Origin of the sequence: Acetobacter sp. (assembly GCF_047723915.1) — a bacterium.
In the GTDB taxonomy this organism is placed as follows: domain Bacteria; phylum Pseudomonadota; class Alphaproteobacteria; order Acetobacterales; family Acetobacteraceae; genus Acetobacter.
This window is the reverse complement of the sequence record NZ_JBDOBQ010000002.1, coordinates 1-14,478: the sequence shown is the minus strand read 5'-3', so window position 1 is coordinate 14,478 and position 14,478 is coordinate 1. Positions and strand designations below refer to the sequence as shown.

The 14,478-nt window shown below is 65.9% G+C and carries 11 protein-coding genes and 1 other RNA gene; 3 read left to right on the top strand and 9 right to left on the bottom strand.

Features of this window, described 5'->3' with window-relative positions:
* Nucleotides 1-190: 190 nt before the first annotated feature.
* The gene (gene ilvD / locus ABF990_RS02195) at nt 191-2,059 is read left to right on the top strand and encodes a dihydroxy-acid dehydratase (RefSeq protein ID WP_415490861.1); all 1,869 of its coding nucleotides are present in this window, start codon (nt 191-193) and stop codon (nt 2,057-2,059) included.
* An 88-nt stretch (nt 2,060-2,147) separates the two neighbouring features.
* Here the strand turns inward: ilvD and ABF990_RS02190 are convergent, their stop codons facing one another.
* The 8 genes from ABF990_RS02190 to ABF990_RS02155 form a co-directional block, all read right to left on the bottom strand.
* Entirely contained in the window at nt 2,148-2,489 is a 342-nt protein-coding gene (locus ABF990_RS02190) for a tRNA-binding protein (protein WP_415490862.1), read from the bottom strand.
* Nucleotides 2,490-2,520: 31 nt separating this feature from the next.
* Nucleotides 2,521-3,495, bottom strand: a complete 975-nt coding sequence (locus tag ABF990_RS02185) for a DMT family transporter (protein ID WP_415506457.1) — start codon at nt 3,493-3,495, stop codon at nt 2,521-2,523.
* Nucleotides 3,496-3,519: 24 nt separating this feature from the next.
* Entirely contained in the window at nt 3,520-4,320 is an 801-nt protein-coding gene (locus tag ABF990_RS02180) for an AraC family transcriptional regulator (protein ID WP_415500964.1), read from the bottom strand.
* A 130-nt stretch (nt 4,321-4,450) separates the two neighbouring features.
* A complete protein-coding gene (locus tag ABF990_RS02175; RefSeq protein WP_415490913.1) occupies nt 4,451-5,095 on the bottom strand; it encodes a hypothetical protein in 645 nt (214 codons plus the stop codon).
* A 690-nt stretch (nt 5,096-5,785) separates the two neighbouring features.
* The gene (locus tag ABF990_RS02170) at nt 5,786-6,772 is read right to left on the bottom strand and encodes a quinone oxidoreductase family protein (RefSeq protein WP_415490866.1); all 987 of its coding nucleotides are present in this window, start codon (nt 6,770-6,772) and stop codon (nt 5,786-5,788) included.
* 132 nt (nt 6,773-6,904) lie between these two features.
* On the bottom strand, nt 6,905-7,948 hold the full coding sequence (locus ABF990_RS02165; RefSeq protein ID WP_415490867.1) for an FUSC family protein: 1,044 nt from the start codon (nt 7,946-7,948) through the stop codon (nt 6,905-6,907).
* A gap of 80 nt (nt 7,949-8,028) precedes the next feature.
* Complete coding sequence (locus tag ABF990_RS02160; RefSeq protein ID WP_415490868.1) at nt 8,029-9,591, bottom strand: DegQ family serine endoprotease; 1,563 nt, start codon at nt 9,589-9,591, stop codon at nt 8,029-8,031.
* A 133-nt stretch (nt 9,592-9,724) separates the two neighbouring features.
* A complete protein-coding gene (locus tag ABF990_RS02155) occupies nt 9,725-10,933 on the bottom strand; it encodes an OpgC family protein (protein ID WP_415500149.1) in 1,209 nt (402 codons plus the stop codon).
* Between the two features lie 679 nt (nt 10,934-11,612).
* On the opposite strand from ABF990_RS02155, the gene ABF990_RS02150 reads away from it, so the two are divergent.
* Nucleotides 11,613-12,842 (top strand): P-loop NTPase, encoded by a 1,230-nt coding sequence (locus ABF990_RS02150; RefSeq protein WP_415500150.1) that lies wholly within the window; start codon nt 11,613-11,615, stop codon nt 12,840-12,842.
* A 269-nt stretch (nt 12,843-13,111) separates the two neighbouring features.
* Here ABF990_RS02150 and thyX read toward each other — a convergent pair whose 3' ends face one another.
* Nucleotides 13,112-14,032, bottom strand: a complete 921-nt coding sequence (thyX, locus tag ABF990_RS02145; RefSeq protein WP_415490870.1) for an FAD-dependent thymidylate synthase — start codon at nt 14,030-14,032, stop codon at nt 13,112-13,114.
* A 117-nt stretch (nt 14,033-14,149) separates the two neighbouring features.
* Between thyX and ssrA the strand changes: the two genes are divergently transcribed.
* Nucleotides 14,150-14,477: a transfer-messenger RNA gene (ssrA, locus tag ABF990_RS02140) on the top strand.
* Nucleotide 14,478: the final 1 nt, after the last annotated feature.

Genomic DNA, 14,478 nt, shown 5'->3' with positions numbered 1-14,478 from the left:
GGGTGCGGGCTGCTTTGGGCGGGGGACTTCAGGCGGCGGGGCCGGCCATGCGCAATCCTGACCTGACAGCGCGGGCATTGTGGCGTAATATGCGCTCCAGACACCGGCGGGCCCGCCAGAGCGGCCAACCCGGACCCACAGTCCCGCACCCCTGCATTACCCGGTGCCCAACACAGACAGAGAGACCCGTATGCCCGCCTACCGATCCCGCACAACCACCCATGGGCGCAACATGGCTGGCGCTCGCAGCCTGTGGCGCGCGACCGGCCTGAAGGAAACCGATTTCGGCAAACCCATTATCGCGGTCGCCAATTCCTTCACCCAGTTCGTGCCGGGGCATGTACACCTCAAGGACATGGGCCAGCTCGTATGCAAGGCCATTGAGGAAGCCGGCGGCATCGGTCGGGAATTCAACACCATCGCGGTGGATGACGGCATCGCCATGGGGCATGGCGGCATGCTGTACAGCCTGCCCTCGCGCGAGCTGATCGCGGATGCGGTGGAATATATGTGCAATGCCCACTGCGCGGATGCGCTGGTCTGCATCAGTAACTGCGACAAGATCACCCCCGGCATGCTGATGGCGGCCATGCGGCTGAACATTCCGGCCATTTTCGTCTCCGGCGGGCCGATGGAAGCCGGGCGCGTCACACTGGCCGACATCGAACAGCGCGTGGACCTTGTTACCTCCATGGTGGCTGCGGCCAGTGCTGCCGTGAGCGACGCCGATTCCCTGAGCATCGAACGCTCCGCCTGCCCCACCTGCGGGTCGTGTTCGGGCATGTTCACCGCCAATTCCATGAACTGCCTGACCGAAGCCCTGGGCCTGTCCCTGCCGGGCAATGGCAGCCTTGTGGCCACCCACGCCGACCGGCGCGGCCTGTTCGTGGAAGCAGGGCGCCGCATTGTGGACCTGGCCCGCCGCTACTACGAACAAGACGACGCCACGGCCCTGCCGCGCAACATCGCCTCCATGAAAGCGTTCGAGAACGCCATGACGGTCGATATCGCCATGGGTGGGTCCACCAATACGGTGCTGCACCTGCTGGCCGCCGCCAATGAAGGCGAAGTGCCCTTTACCATGCGCGATATCGACCGCCTGTCGCGCCGGGTGCCGCATCTGTGCAAGGTTTCGCCCTCACGCCCGGATGTACATATGGAAGACGTGCACCGCGCGGGCGGGGTGCCCGCCATCATGGGTGAACTGGACCGGCTTGGCCTGCTTCACCATGACGTGTCCATGGTGCATGCGGCCGACCTGCCCGAAGCCCTGGCGCAATGGGACATCCGCCGCCCGGACGCCGAGATTTCCGCCCGGACACAGGATTTCTTCCGTGCATCCCCCGGTGGCGTGCGCACGACGGAGGCGTTTTCGCAGTCCAGCAAATATCACTCCCTCGACACGGACGCGCAGTACGGCGCCATTCGCGACGGGGAAAACGCCTACAGTCAGGATGGCGGGCTGGCCGTGCTGTACGGCAACGTGGCCGAGGATGGCGCGATCGTCAAAACGGCCGGCGTTTCGGAAGGGCAGGAAATTTTCAGCGGTCCGGCCCGGATCTTCGAAAGCCAGGAAGCGGCTGTCTCGGCCATTCTGGCGGACAGGATCAAGGCTGGCGATGTGGTCGTGATCCGCTATGAAGGCCCCCGGGGCGGCCCGGGCATGCAGGAAATGCTCTACCCCACCAGCTACCTGAAGTCGAAGGGGCTGGCGTCCAAATGCGCGCTGATTACCGATGGCCGGTTCTCGGGCGGGAGTGCGGGCCTGTCCATCGGCCATATTTCCCCCGAAGCGGCGGAAGGCGGGGCCATCGGACTGGTGGAGGAAGGCGATATCATCGAAATCGATATTCCCGACCGCCGTCTGGCCGTAGCCGTGTCCGACGCCGAAATGGCCGCCCGCCGCCAGCGCATGGACGACCTGGGCGAAAACAGCTGGAAACCCACGCGTGAACGCGTGGTGTCCAACGCCCTGAAAGCCTATGCCGCCCTCACCACAAGTGCGGCGCGGGGTGCCGTGCGCGACGTCACCCAGATGCACCACCGCGTGCCACGCTAAGGCGGCACACACGACAGACGCCAGCGCGGCACCGACCGCGCCCCGGCATCCTGTCCACCCCTGCCCCGCCCCTGCGGGGTGGGGGTGCTCAGAACATTTTCTGCCCGTTTGGCACCGGGCGTTCGGGCTGCAGCAGCACGATATCCCCGTTCCGGTCCGCGACACCCAGGGTCAGCACCTCGGAAATGAACGGCCCGATCTGGCGCGGGCCCAGATTGACCGCGCACATGACCTGCCGCCCGGCCAGGTCCTGCGGCGTATAAAGCGCTGTAATCTGGGCGCTGGACCGCCTGACCCCGATTTCGCTCCCCAGATCTATGGTCAGTTTCCAGGCCGGTTTGCGGGCCTGGGGAAAGGGCTCGGCCTCCAGCACCGTGCCAACCCGGATATCGACCTGGGTAAAGTGGTGATACGCAGTCTCTGACGTCATGATGGCTGTTGTCCTTATCCGTTGAAATACATCAAAACTCATTGCCCGGCGCGCTGCCGCCATTCCGCGCTCCGTGCGCACGGACGCAGGCCAGCAGGCTCAGCATGACACAGCAAAACGCCAGACTTTCCATACGTGTCGGCAGGCGATGCTCCCACATAAACCCGTACAGCAGCGCGAACAGGGTTTCGAACAGAACCATGTGCCCCGCCAGTGTCAGCGGCAGAAGCCGGCTCATGCGGTTCCACAGCGCGTTACCACAGATCGAGGCCAGAAGGGCCACACCCGCGCAGACCAGCCCGAACCGCCACCACAGCCACGCGGGATGCGCCACCGGATCGAGGCTGAACGCCACGGGGGCCAGCACCCCTGCCTGAAGCGCCGTCACAAGTCCCATCAGCAGGTTCCAGTCCATCGGACCCACCCGGCCATCGAGCAGCGCAATAGCCCGGCTGTTGCCCACGGCAAAACACGCCCAGCACCCAAGTGCTGCCAGTGCGCACACCGCTCCGCCAAGCGGGGCCGGCGCCATGGCGGAGGCGGGTTCGGCCATGGCCTGCCAGGCAATGCAGGCCGCCCCCGCCACGCACAGGACCATGCCCGGCGCCAGTCGGACCAGCGGAACCGCATGGCTGTCCCGCCGGCCGGCGCAGGCGACCACAACAGGCAAAAAACCGCTCACCAGTGCTGTCATGGCCACGCCGCCATAGCGCACCGCGCTGCAAAGCAACACGTAATAGGCCGTATTCCCGGTCAAGGAGAGCCATACCAGCCGCTGCCAGTCAGCCCGCCGGATATGACGGCCGATACGCCGCCAGCCCGGCGCAATCAGCACCGATGCGAACAGACCGTAAAAAAGGTAGCGCCCGCATGCCAGGTCCATGGGGGTAAAAGGCCCGATCAGGTCAGGGGCCAGAAAAATGATACCCCATAGGGCCCCTGCCCCCATGCCGCAGGCAACTCCCTCACCCAGCCGCCGGTTTTCCAGTCGCGGCAATCCTGCCATATCCTGCGTGTTCATACGGCAGGTTTATGAAACGGCGGGCGCGCCCCGTCTTGTCGGCAGGTCCTGCCGGCTTGTCGCCATCTCGTGCCATGATCGCCTGTAGGCGCCGGGGGGCAGGCCCGTCGCATTGCGTATGGCGCGGGTCATGGCAGGCTGGTCGGCATATCCCGCGCGGCAGGCTATGTCAGCCAGCGGCAGGGTGGTTGTCTCGATCCAGGTGCGGGCAAGCGCGCAGCGGTGCTGCGCCAGCCACGCCCGGGGCGTTGTGCCCAGCTCGTGCTGGAACAGCACATGAATGCGGCTGGCGCTGATCCCGAGCGTGCGCGCCATGGCGGCAATGGTCCAGTTGGCGGCCGGGCTGGCATCGATCCGGGCCAGCAGACCCGCCAGCCGTCCGCCGTGCAGGCTGTCGGACGACGGGTCACCCTGGCCCAGTTCGGCCAGAAGCAGGCTTTTCCATTGGGCCAGCATCAGGGCCGAGGGCGGCCTTTGCCGCAGACTGAGCGCCATGTAGCCCACTAGGGCCGCGGCCCCCGGCGGCAGGGCAAAGAAACGACGGCCCGCAAGGCTGTCCGCCAGGGCCGGGCTGATCTCGGACTGTTCCAGATCGAGCACGAGGGAGCAGTTCGTGTCGCGCGCTTCCTGCACATGGGGCGCGCCCACCCCGACATAGGCGGCGTGGTGTTCGGCAAGGCAGGTCTGGCGACCGGCCACCTCCAGACACAGGGCACCCTGTACCGGCACAACGATCTGCGCGAAATCATGAGTATGGCTGGCGTGACCCACGCCGTACTGCCGCAGACTGACGGAATGCACATGGGTCATGGTGCGATCATCTACAGTGCGATGCCGGGGCCTGTCGCCCCGGGCTGTCCGCTGGGTTCTGGCCCAAGGCAGCCGCACCACCCGCCCCCGGGGTCAGATCGGGGCATGGCAATGCGGCTGGACGGGTTCGTTACTGGCCCGCAGGTGCTGGAGAAACCACATCCCCGGCCGGAACGGCCAGTTGCGGCGTTGCAGCCTGCGGCTGGGCCACCACCTTGCTGGTAATGACGTAGGAAATGGATTCCATACGGGTGATGTCCACCACGTCGCCCACTTTCAGCGTGGCCAGGAAGTCCTGCATGGCTTTCGTGCGCAGGGCGGTCACGTGCAGGCTGCCATCGTCGGTGACGAAAGAGAGGGTATGCGTTTTCAGGTCGATGGTCTTGACCGTCGCACGCTCACGGTTGAACGCCGCGATCACCCCGCGCGGGTGCCCATGCACGAAGCCGCGGGCCGTGGTGAGCGTGGATTCGGGCATGGGGCTGCCGGGGGCCGCGATCTGCGCGCCCAGCGTTTCCACATAGCTGATCCGCAGGTGGTCGCCTTCGTGCAGGTTGGGCAGGTCCTTGACGGCCGAACCGTATTCGACGGTCAGCAGGTGGCCGTTATCCTCGCGCAGCAGAATTTCACGCGCGTCGCGGTCCACCGTTTCGACAATGGCGCCAGCCTGCTGGTTTTTCAGCAGGACGGAAGCCTGGGCATGCGCCGCGGACGGCAGGGCGGCAAGGGCTACGGTTCCAAGGCCGAACAGGGCAAACGCGCATCGCGCCACCATCGCCGTGGCGTGAGAGGAAAAACGTGAGGCAGGAGATTGCAACGGTCTCTATCCTTTCCTTCATCGGGCCCAGGCATAGCGGATCAGGAAAGGCAGGCCGCATCAGCAAGGGGCGACCGGGCCGGAATATCCGAAACATCTGCTCTCAGGGCCAGCGGCGCCAGGCCGCAATGGGCCACCCTAACACACGAGGCGGCAAAACGTTATCCGTCACGACCACAAATGAACGCACGGACCGGAGCGCACCAAAAAACAAAACCCCACCGGGCAGACCCGGCGGGGTTTTGTCGCAGTCAGGACGCGGAAGCTGGGGAAAAACCCTTCAGCCCCGCGACGGGTCCATGCTCAGGCGCTGCACTTCTTCTTGCGGAAGAAATAGAACACGGCCGCGGCCAGACCAACCAGCAGAAGACCGCGCACGCACGGAGACTTGGGACATTTTACGGGGCAATTCGCCATTTCGAAGCATCCTTGAAACTCATGGGCCACCCGAACGGGCCGGGTGATCCCGACAACCCTAGCGCATTCGCACCCCCGCGTCATGCCGTCTGGTCCAGGAGTGGCCGAAGCGGCGCGCCGGGGTGGGACAGGGGTGGGGCAGGACCGCCGCTTTCCCGGCTGCGGCGGCCTGTATCATAGCTGCCCTGTGCCACGCGGGTGCAGCCGCGGGCAGGCCGGGGCCACGCGGGATCAGGGCACGAGAATGGTGCTGCCCGTGGTCTGGCCCGATTCCAGCGCCTGATGGGCCTGCGCCGCATCCCCAAGCGCGAAACGCTGCCCGATGCTCGGCTTCAGCACGCCCGAGACAAGCAGGTCGAACAGTTCACGGGCGGCGCTTTCCAGGTCCGCGCGGGCGGCAACATAGGTCATCATGGTCGGGCGGGTCAGATACAGGCTGCCATGGGTCGCAAGCGTTCCGACATCCACCCCCGTTACCGGGCCGGATGCGTTGCCGTAGCTGACCATGAGCCCCCGGGGGGCGAGACAGGACAGGCTGTCCTCGAACGTGTCGCGGCCGATGCTGTCATAGACCACGGGCACCATCTTGCCGCCGGTCAGTTCGCGTACCCGTTCGGGCAGGTTCTCACGGCCCACCACAACGTCGGACGCGCCACAGGCCCGCGCGATCTCGGCTTTTTTCTCCGATGAGGTCACACCGATGACGCGGGCCCCCAGATGCCTGCCCCACTGGCACAGAAGCTGTCCCACACCCCCGGCGGGCGCATAGACCAGAATGCTCTCGCCCGCGCGTACGTCATGCACGCGGCGCAGCAGCATATGGGCGGACAGGCCGCGCAACATGACAGCCGCCGCAACATCCGCCGGCAGGCCGTCAGGCAGCGCCACCAGCCTGTCGGCGGCAATGAGCCGGTAATGGGCGTAGCCACCCAGCACACCCGCATAGGCCACCCGGTCCCCGACCCTGAGGGTTGTAACCCCCGGCCCCACGGCCTCGACCACGCCTGCCCCTTCCATGCCCGGAACCCCCGGCATGGAGGGAAATCTGTAAAGCCCGGCGCGGAAATACGTGTCTATGAAATTCACGCCAATCGCGTCCTGCCGCAGCAGGACCTGCCCTTCGCCCGGCTGGTCCACGGGGGCTGTCTCACGCTGGAGAACCTCAGGCCCGCCGGTCCGATGAACCCGCACCACGGTGTTGTCTGACTGCGCTACCATAACTTTTCCTTCCTGCCTTTTTCGGCCGTGTTCGGCCCGATCTCTGTCCGGCCGGGGCTTTCCCCGCGCGGTTCCTGCCCGTGGGGGCCCGCCCGCATGCGGGCGGCCCGCGTGGGGTCAGACCGCATGGAGTCAGCCCGTCTCGGCCGGGCGTTCGGTGTCGTCATCACCCAGCAGGGCGATAAGCTGCTTGAGGTCCGCCAGAAGAATGCCGACCAGAAAACGAATGGTCGGGTCCCCGGTTGCGCTGGACGATGGCAGGGCGGAAATTACCCCCGCCGCGACATTGCGGTCTTCGCCCGTGCGGGCCACGGCCTCGCTTTCGCAGCGTTCCATGATCCACGTGAAACCACGCTGCAGCCCCGCGCGAATGGTTGCCAGTTCATGCGGGTCTATGGCCACCGCCCCCGGTGGCAGGCTCAGCAGGGCGCGGGCGACCACCAGTGCGTCGATCTGCAACTGGCGCAGCCCCTGGGGCAGGCGGGCCAGCATGGGGTCGCGCTCTTCCAGCGGGCGCCAGTGTTCGCGCCGGGCTTCCTCCAGTGCGGCCTGCACCTTGCGCAGCGACGCCGCGCAGTCATCGTTCATGTCCTGGATCCGGGGCCAGTCCACCTCCCGGGCGCGGGCTTTGTTCAGCATGTCCATGATCTGGCGCACGGTCTGCGCGGCACAGCGGAACGCATCGCGCCGGGCCTGTTCATGCAGCACCACGTAGGTCACGAGGGTCGACACCCCCACCCCGATCAGAATGGCCAGCACCCGCTCGACAGGTTGCAGGTACGGGCTGTTATTGGTGGGAAAGAGGATGGCGATCATCAGCGTCACCACCCCCATGCGGGCCTCCGGCTTCCAGGACACCAGCACGGCCAGCGGCACGAAAGCCAGCGTGAAGGCGAGCCATAGCGGCCAGTGCAGGACCGCGATCAGCGTAATGGGCACGATACTGACCGAAGCCCCGATCAGGGTGCCGACAAGCTGGTCCCGCCCCTTGGAGATCGTGTCGGTAATGCTGTTCTGCGTCACGATGACCGAGGTAATCAGCGCCCAGCCCGGTTCCTGCAGGTTGATAAGCCAGGCCACGCACGCCGCCAGACCGACCGCACTGAGCAGGCGCACGGTCTGGCGCACGGTCGTATCCGCCCGCCAGCGCGCGAGAAGAGAGAGCACGCCCGACATGGTTCAGCGCGCCCCCATGCCGGTGGGGCCTGCACACACCGCAAACCCGGGCCAGACATGGCCCGCTGGCATGACGGGGGTCAGGGCGCGTCATCCCCGTTCAGCGGCAGGGGAACCCAGCGCAGGCCGTCAGCATCGTGCACCAGCAGCAGCACGGAGCGCTTCTTGTCCTTGCGGGCGGCCTCGATACGTTGTTTCAGGGCGGCGGGAGTGTTCACCTCGGCCTGCTGGACCTCGGTTATCACATCGCCTTCCTTCAGCCCGCGTTCGGCCGCAACCCCGTCATCATGCACGGCGGTGACCACAACCCCCTTCTGGCCCGGGGCAAGGCCGTATTTCTGCCGGGCTGGCGCGTCCAGCGCGCCGACCGAAAACCCGAAATCTGCAAAGCTGACGGAATTGGCGGTCTTGTGGTCCGGAACGGGCTTGGGGGCCGGATCGTCCTCGGTTTCGGGCAGGGCGGCAATGGTAATGGCGGTATCCAGCGTCTTGCCGTGCCGCCACAGGCCAAGATGGGCCTGGCCGCCAACGGGCAACTGCGCGGACAGGCGCGGCAGGGCCCGGCCATCCACCGGCTTGCCATTGAGCGAGAGAATGACATCCCCCGTTTTCAGCCCGGCCTTGGCGGCGGGACCATCCTTTTCCACCCCGGCCACCAGCGCGCCACTGGCCGAAGGCAGGCTGAGCCCGTCGGCAATATCCTGCGTGACGTTCTGGATCCGAACGCCCAGCCACCCGCGCGAGACCTTGCCGCTCTTGCGCAGCTGCTCGACCACACCGCGCGCCTCGTCCGAGGGAATGGAAAAGCCAATCCCCACCGACCCGCCGGAAGGCGAATAAATGGCCGTGTTCACGCCTATGACATTGCCGTCCATGTCAAAAAGCGGACCGCCGGAATTGCCCTTGTTGATGGGCGCGTCGGTCTGGATGAAGTCGTCATACGGGCCCTGGTCGATATTGCGCCCGCGAGAGGAAATAATGCCCGCCGTCACCGTGCCGGACAGGCCGAACGGATTGCCGATGGCCAGAACCCAGTCCCCCACACGGCGATGATCGCTGTCCCCGAAGGAGACGAAAGGCAGGGGTTTCTTGCTTTCCACCTTCAGCAGCGCAAGGTCCGTGCGGTCGTCATGGCCGATGGCGCGGGCCGTCAGCACCGTATTGTCCTGCAACGTGACGGTAATCCGGTCCGCGCGGCGGATCACGTGGTTATTGGTCACGATATAGCCCGCCGGGTCGATAATGAAGCCCGACCCCAGGGCCTGCATGCGCCGGGGCGGCGCGTTGGGATCGGTCTGGCGGTTCATGAAATCATGGAAGAATTTCTCGAACGGCGACCCGCGCGGAAAATCCGGCAGTTGCGGCTGCTGGTCGTCATCATCGTCATCATCCGCCGAATCCCCCCGCACCGTCTGGGTGGTGGAGACATTGACCACGGCGGGCAGCAGCCTGGCCGCCAGGTCGGCAAAGCTGTCGGGCACGGGGCGCGCACCCGACACCGCAATGGCCTGCGCCGCCGGGGGCGAGGCCGGGGTCGGGCCAGCGGAGGCGGGATTCTGCGCCCATGCCGGTGCGCACAGGCCACCACCCATCAACAGGCCGGAAAGGGAGACGGTACCGAACAGACGAACAGACAGGGGCATGGGCACGCGGACTTTCAGGCGGAAACGGACACACAATACAATCGCGGGAAAAGGTTAGGCCAATCCTTCAGGCCGCAGCAAGACCGGGGGCGGTCCCGGCCCCCGGTCGGGACGGGCGGCGGCGGGTGTCAGGTCAGCGCGCAGGGGCCACAACCCGCACATTGCGCCGCCTGTCCAGCCAGAAGGCCACGCTGAACAGAATGGCCAGCCCCACCACGTTCACACCAATCTGCAAAAGCCAGCTTTCACCGAAGGTGCTGAAAATCAGCCGGGCATACAGGTCGAGTATGGTGCCGACCACGAAAACCTCGAGCGAATGGCGGCCAACACAGGCCAGCGCCTGCCCCACCCCCGACTCCGCTGCCCAGCGCCGCGCCGCAAGCGAGGACTGGACGAGGTAGAAAATGGCCACCACATCCAACAGCCGCAGCGGAGACAGCCATGTCTTGGCGGGGGCCACGGCGTCGCCAAAGGGGCGCAGGTCGGGCAGGCCCCACAGCACCCAGGGAAAAGCCTGAAGGGCCGAAAACCCCAGATACCCCCAGCACAGCCCGGCCAGCCACGTCCTGTATGGAAAATTGCCGCCATGGCGCTGGGCCTCGGCCGACGCGCTGAGCCCCAGCGCGAACAGGAACTGCCAGGCCAGCGGGTTGAAGTACCAGCCGTCGGGGTCCAGCCAGTTGGGAAAATTCAGCGCCGGGTCCAGGTTGACCAGCAGCCACAACGCCCCGGCCAGCAGCAGGGCCAGCGAATGCTGCGCGCGCACCAGCAGATAAAAGACCGGGAACCCCGCCAGCAGCACGATATAAAGCGGCAGAATGTTCAGGTTGCTGGGCAGCGCGTCGAACATCATCACCCGCCAGACCCAGCCCATGCCGTGCGCCAGTTCAGGTTCGAGATAATCGACCGAGACAGGGGTGAACTGCCGCCAGATCCGGATCGTGAACACATACACCGCCACCATGATGGTCTGGCCGATGTAAAGCTGCACGCAGCGCCGGAACAGGCGTTTGAGGGTAACCGCCACGCCGTATTTCTCGAACCCGCGCCCATAGGCCAGCCAGGACGCATAGCCCGCCAGCAGCACGAACACTTCCGCCGCGTCCGCAAAGCCTACATTGCGCATGGTAAAGCGGTTGAGCAGGTCCTGCGGAATATGGTCGATGAACATCATCAGCAGGGCCACACCCCGCAATGCGTCTATGCGGTGGTCGCGTCCCTTGCCGGCCAGCGCCCGGGCGGTGGCCGCAAGGCCCGCACGCACGCCCCCCGCGCCCGGGTCATGGGGCGCGGCCGCTGCCTGTCTGTCCTGTGTCTGCCCCGTCATGACCCTGCCCGCCATATCGGACCCTGTTCCTTTTCCACCAGCATAGCCACGCCCGACCGAAACGCGCACCCGCTCCCCTGCCCCGCGTGTAGGAGAAGCGACGCGGAAAGTCGATCCGCACGGCACCCAGCCGCATGTCGGGGCGGATGAAGACACCCGCCTGCCCGCACGCGCACCACAGCGCCACAGGCTGCGCCAGCGTGCAGCCCTGCGAGTTGCACATAGCCCGCGCACCCAGCGCGCCCGATCCTGCCTGCCGGTGTGTTACGACTCCGTTTACACGCCTTGTGGCACCCCTTCGCGGCATCGCTATGGCGCAGGGGCTTCTGGCCCTTCCCCTATATGGCCCCAGGCCGGACACCGCGCCAGACCGGCCCGGCAGGCCATGCCAGTACGGACCCTGCCCGCAGACATGACCTGCTTGTGACTCAAAGCCGTTTCATGCCATCGTAACGGCCTTATCCCCCCGGGCGGGAGGGATGGAACGACCGGCCTGCCAACATCATTCGGGCATCGTCCCGGCAGCAGTCTCCCGGTCGTGACAGGACCGTTCGGGCAGGACATCGGGCAGGCGGGGCGGAATACCGGTGCCCGGCTACAGCCTGGCAAGGCGCTTTGGGCCGTTGCCCTGCCCCCCGACGAACGGTAACACCCTCCTGCTCACGCAGCCCATAATCATGCAGGACCGACACCTTTGGCGCACGACCTTCCCTTTTCCCTGGACGACATCACACAGGCCCTGTTCGCGGCCCGCGACCCGCGAACAGGGCTGTCCCTGACGCAGGACGGGCAGATACAGAGCTGCACCCTGGAAAACGGCAAGCTGGTGCTGACACTGACCGTCCCGCGGGACGCCGCACAGGCGCTGGCAGCGCTGTGCCCCGCCGCCGCCAGCCAGCTCGAAACCCTGCCCGGGGTCAAGACCGCCAGCCTTGTCCTGACGGCCCACCGCCCCGCCGGTGCGCCAGCAACCGCCCGCGCCGGGACTGCCGCCGGGTCTGCTGCTGAGGATACCGCCGGGGCTGCCACGGGGACTGCCTCGGGCCCTGCCACGGGCCCTGCCGGAAAGTCTGGCGGAGGAACTGCCGCAGGCGCTGGCAGAGGAACCGGCGGGGGGCACCGGCCTCTGGGAGGAACACCGACACAGGGCCCGATCCTGCCGGGGGTCAAAACCATTCTTGCCGTGGCATCCGGCAAGGGTGGAGTCGGCAAATCCACCACGGCGGTCAATCTGGCCGTGGGGCTGGGGATGGAAGGGCTGAAAACCGGCCTGATGGATGCCGACATCCACGGCCCGTCCCTGCACCGCATGCTGGGTGCGCCCGCCAAACCTGCCGTAGTGGATGGCGTGCTTCAGCCCGTGGCGGCATGGGGCATTACCGCCATGTCACTGGGCATGCTGGTCGATGAAAAAGCCGCCATGATCTGGCGCGGCCCCATGGTCATGGGTGCGATCAACCAGCTTCTGGGCGATGTGAACTGGGGTGATCTGGATGTGCTGGTGGTGGACCTGCCCCCCGGCACGGGAGATGCGCAACTGACGCTGACACAGAAAGTGCCACTGGCCGGGGCCGTGATCGTGTCCACCCCGCAGGATATTGCCCTGATCGACGCCCGCCGTGCTGTCAGCATGTTTGAAAAACTGGATATTCCGGTGCTGGGTCTGATCGAGAACATGTCGTATTTCTGCTGCCCCAACTGCGGCCATAATACCGAACTATTCGGCCATGGCGGCGCACGGCAGGAAGCTGAAACACTGGGTGTGTCTTTTCTGGGCGAAGTCCCGCTGCTGGCCGATATCCGCGCCAGTGGCGATGCCGGGGTGCCCGTCGTGATCGGCGCGCCACAAAGCGAGGGCGGCAAGGCATGGCGGCGTATTGCCCATACCGTGGCCCAGGCCGTGCGGACCGCGCACCGGGCCTGAAAAACCGGGCGGCACAATACCGCACGACCGGCCTGCCGCACGCCACCACGCGGTACTTTTTCCACCGGGCAGGCAGGCAGGCAGGCAGGCAGGCAGGCAGGCAGGCAGGCAGGGCATTTGCCGCCCTGGCTGCCGGGGCTAGCCCCGGTCGCGTAATGACCGGAGAAAAAATGCCCGCGGGCCTGCTGCACGCGGGCGTGGCAGAGCGGGCGCTGGATGAACACCGGCTGTCCCCGCCCTTAATCGCGCCATAAAACAGGCCCGCGGACTCAGCCTGCGGGATCGGCCTTCAGGCTGGCCATCATTTCATCCCATTCGCGGCGCGACAGGCCCGAGGCAGCCTGCTCCACCGTCTCGCCCGCCAGCATGCGGCGCAGCACGGCCAGCATGCTGGCCGAAAACGTGACCGCGCCCCGCCGGTAGTCCTCGAAGGCGGCGGCTGTCTGCGGTACCCAGGCATGCAGGATTTTCAGCATTTCCTCGGCGTAGACGCGAATTTCGTACTGGGCATGCGGGTCGATCCGCAGGGCCAGGAAATGCATGAGGTTATGCAGATCCGTCTTCCAGTACCACTGGGTGTAGGTGTTCAGGGTCAGGTTGATGCGGGCCAGTTCGCGCGCCAGACCATACCCCTGTTCGGCGTCGAGCATGCGTTCGTAATCACGGTAGGTGCGCATGGCGTCATCGCGCAGGATATCCAGCACCTCGGCCGCCTGTTCCGGGGCCAGCACATCCCCCCGGCCCTGACGGTTCACCTCGCTCTGCACGGCCATATGTTCGGGCGCGGGCAGATAGAATTCCTGATCGAGAATCGAATACCGGGCCGAATACTCGTTCACGCTGGCCATGCGGTGGCGAATCCACTGGCGGGCAATGAAAATCGGCAGTTTGACGTGAAACTTGATCTCGCACATCTCGAACGGGGAAGAATGGCGATGCCGCATGAGATAGCGGATCAGCCCCGCATCCTCGGACACCTTGCGTGTGCCGCGACCGTAGGATACCCGCGCCGCCTGCACGATGGCCGCGTCATCCCCCATGTAGTCGATCACGCGCAGAAAGCCGTGGTCCAGCACTTCCAGCGGCTGGTACAGCAACGCTTCAAGTGCTGGTACCGTGGGCCTGCGGGTGGGATGCGTTTCTTGCGCATGCGCGGCAATTTCCGCGCGCTGGTCTTCGGTCAGGGACATACGCGGGGCCTCCACCATTCTGGTCTGCAACACTGCGCGCCCGGCGGACCGGAACCCACAGGGGCGCCGGGCGCTTCTACAGGCTCGGCCGCCTGTAGAAAAGCGCTAATGGCACGCGCGCTTGCATTCGCCCCCACGGGTGCCTATGTTCTGCGTGCCGGAAGATTTCTTGCGGCTATGGCAATAAACGGGGTGTGGCATAGGCGTAGTGGACCCGGGGGCGGTACCCGGCGTCTCCACCATGTATCCGGGCCGTTACGGTCCGGACCGCAGGGGACGAAACAGGCTCGACACGCGCAGTAAAGACACTTTTTTTGCTCGGCATTGTACCACCGATATCGGGCTATTTTCACAAGTGCCAATGATAACTCTGAGGTGCTCGCTGTCGCTGCATAAGCGATAAGCGCGGTTCGGGAGGGCACCGGGCAACAGAAGCCCTCCCACCT

Coding starts and splice junctions, on each gene's coding strand:
- ilvD (WP_415490861.1), top strand. CDS start 191: ATGCCCGCCTACCGATCCCGCACAACCACCCATGGGCGCAACATGGCT.
- ABF990_RS02190 (WP_415490862.1), bottom strand. CDS start 2,489: ATGACGTCAGAGACTGCGTATCACCACTTTACCCAGGTCGATATCCGG.
- ABF990_RS02185 (WP_415506457.1), bottom strand. CDS start 3,495: ATGGCAGGATTGCCGCGACTGGAAAACCGGCGGCTGGGTGAGGGAGTT.
- ABF990_RS02180 (WP_415500964.1), bottom strand. CDS start 4,320: ATGACCCATGTGCATTCCGTCAGTCTGCGGCAGTACGGCGTGGGTCAC.
- ABF990_RS02175 (WP_415490913.1), bottom strand. CDS start 5,095: ATGGTGGCGCGATGCGCGTTTGCCCTGTTCGGCCTTGGAACCGTAGCC.
- ABF990_RS02170 (WP_415490866.1), bottom strand. CDS start 6,772: ATGGTAGCGCAGTCAGACAACACCGTGGTGCGGGTTCATCGGACCGGC.
- ABF990_RS02165 (WP_415490867.1), bottom strand. CDS start 7,948: ATGTCGGGCGTGCTCTCTCTTCTCGCGCGCTGGCGGGCGGATACGACC.
- ABF990_RS02160 (WP_415490868.1), bottom strand. CDS start 9,591: ATGCCCCTGTCTGTTCGTCTGTTCGGTACCGTCTCCCTTTCCGGCCTG.
- ABF990_RS02155 (WP_415500149.1), bottom strand. CDS start 10,933: ATGGCGGGCAGGGTCATGACGGGGCAGACACAGGACAGACAGGCAGCG.
- thyX (WP_415490870.1), bottom strand. CDS start 14,032: ATGTCCCTGACCGAAGACCAGCGCGCGGAAATTGCCGCGCATGCGCAA.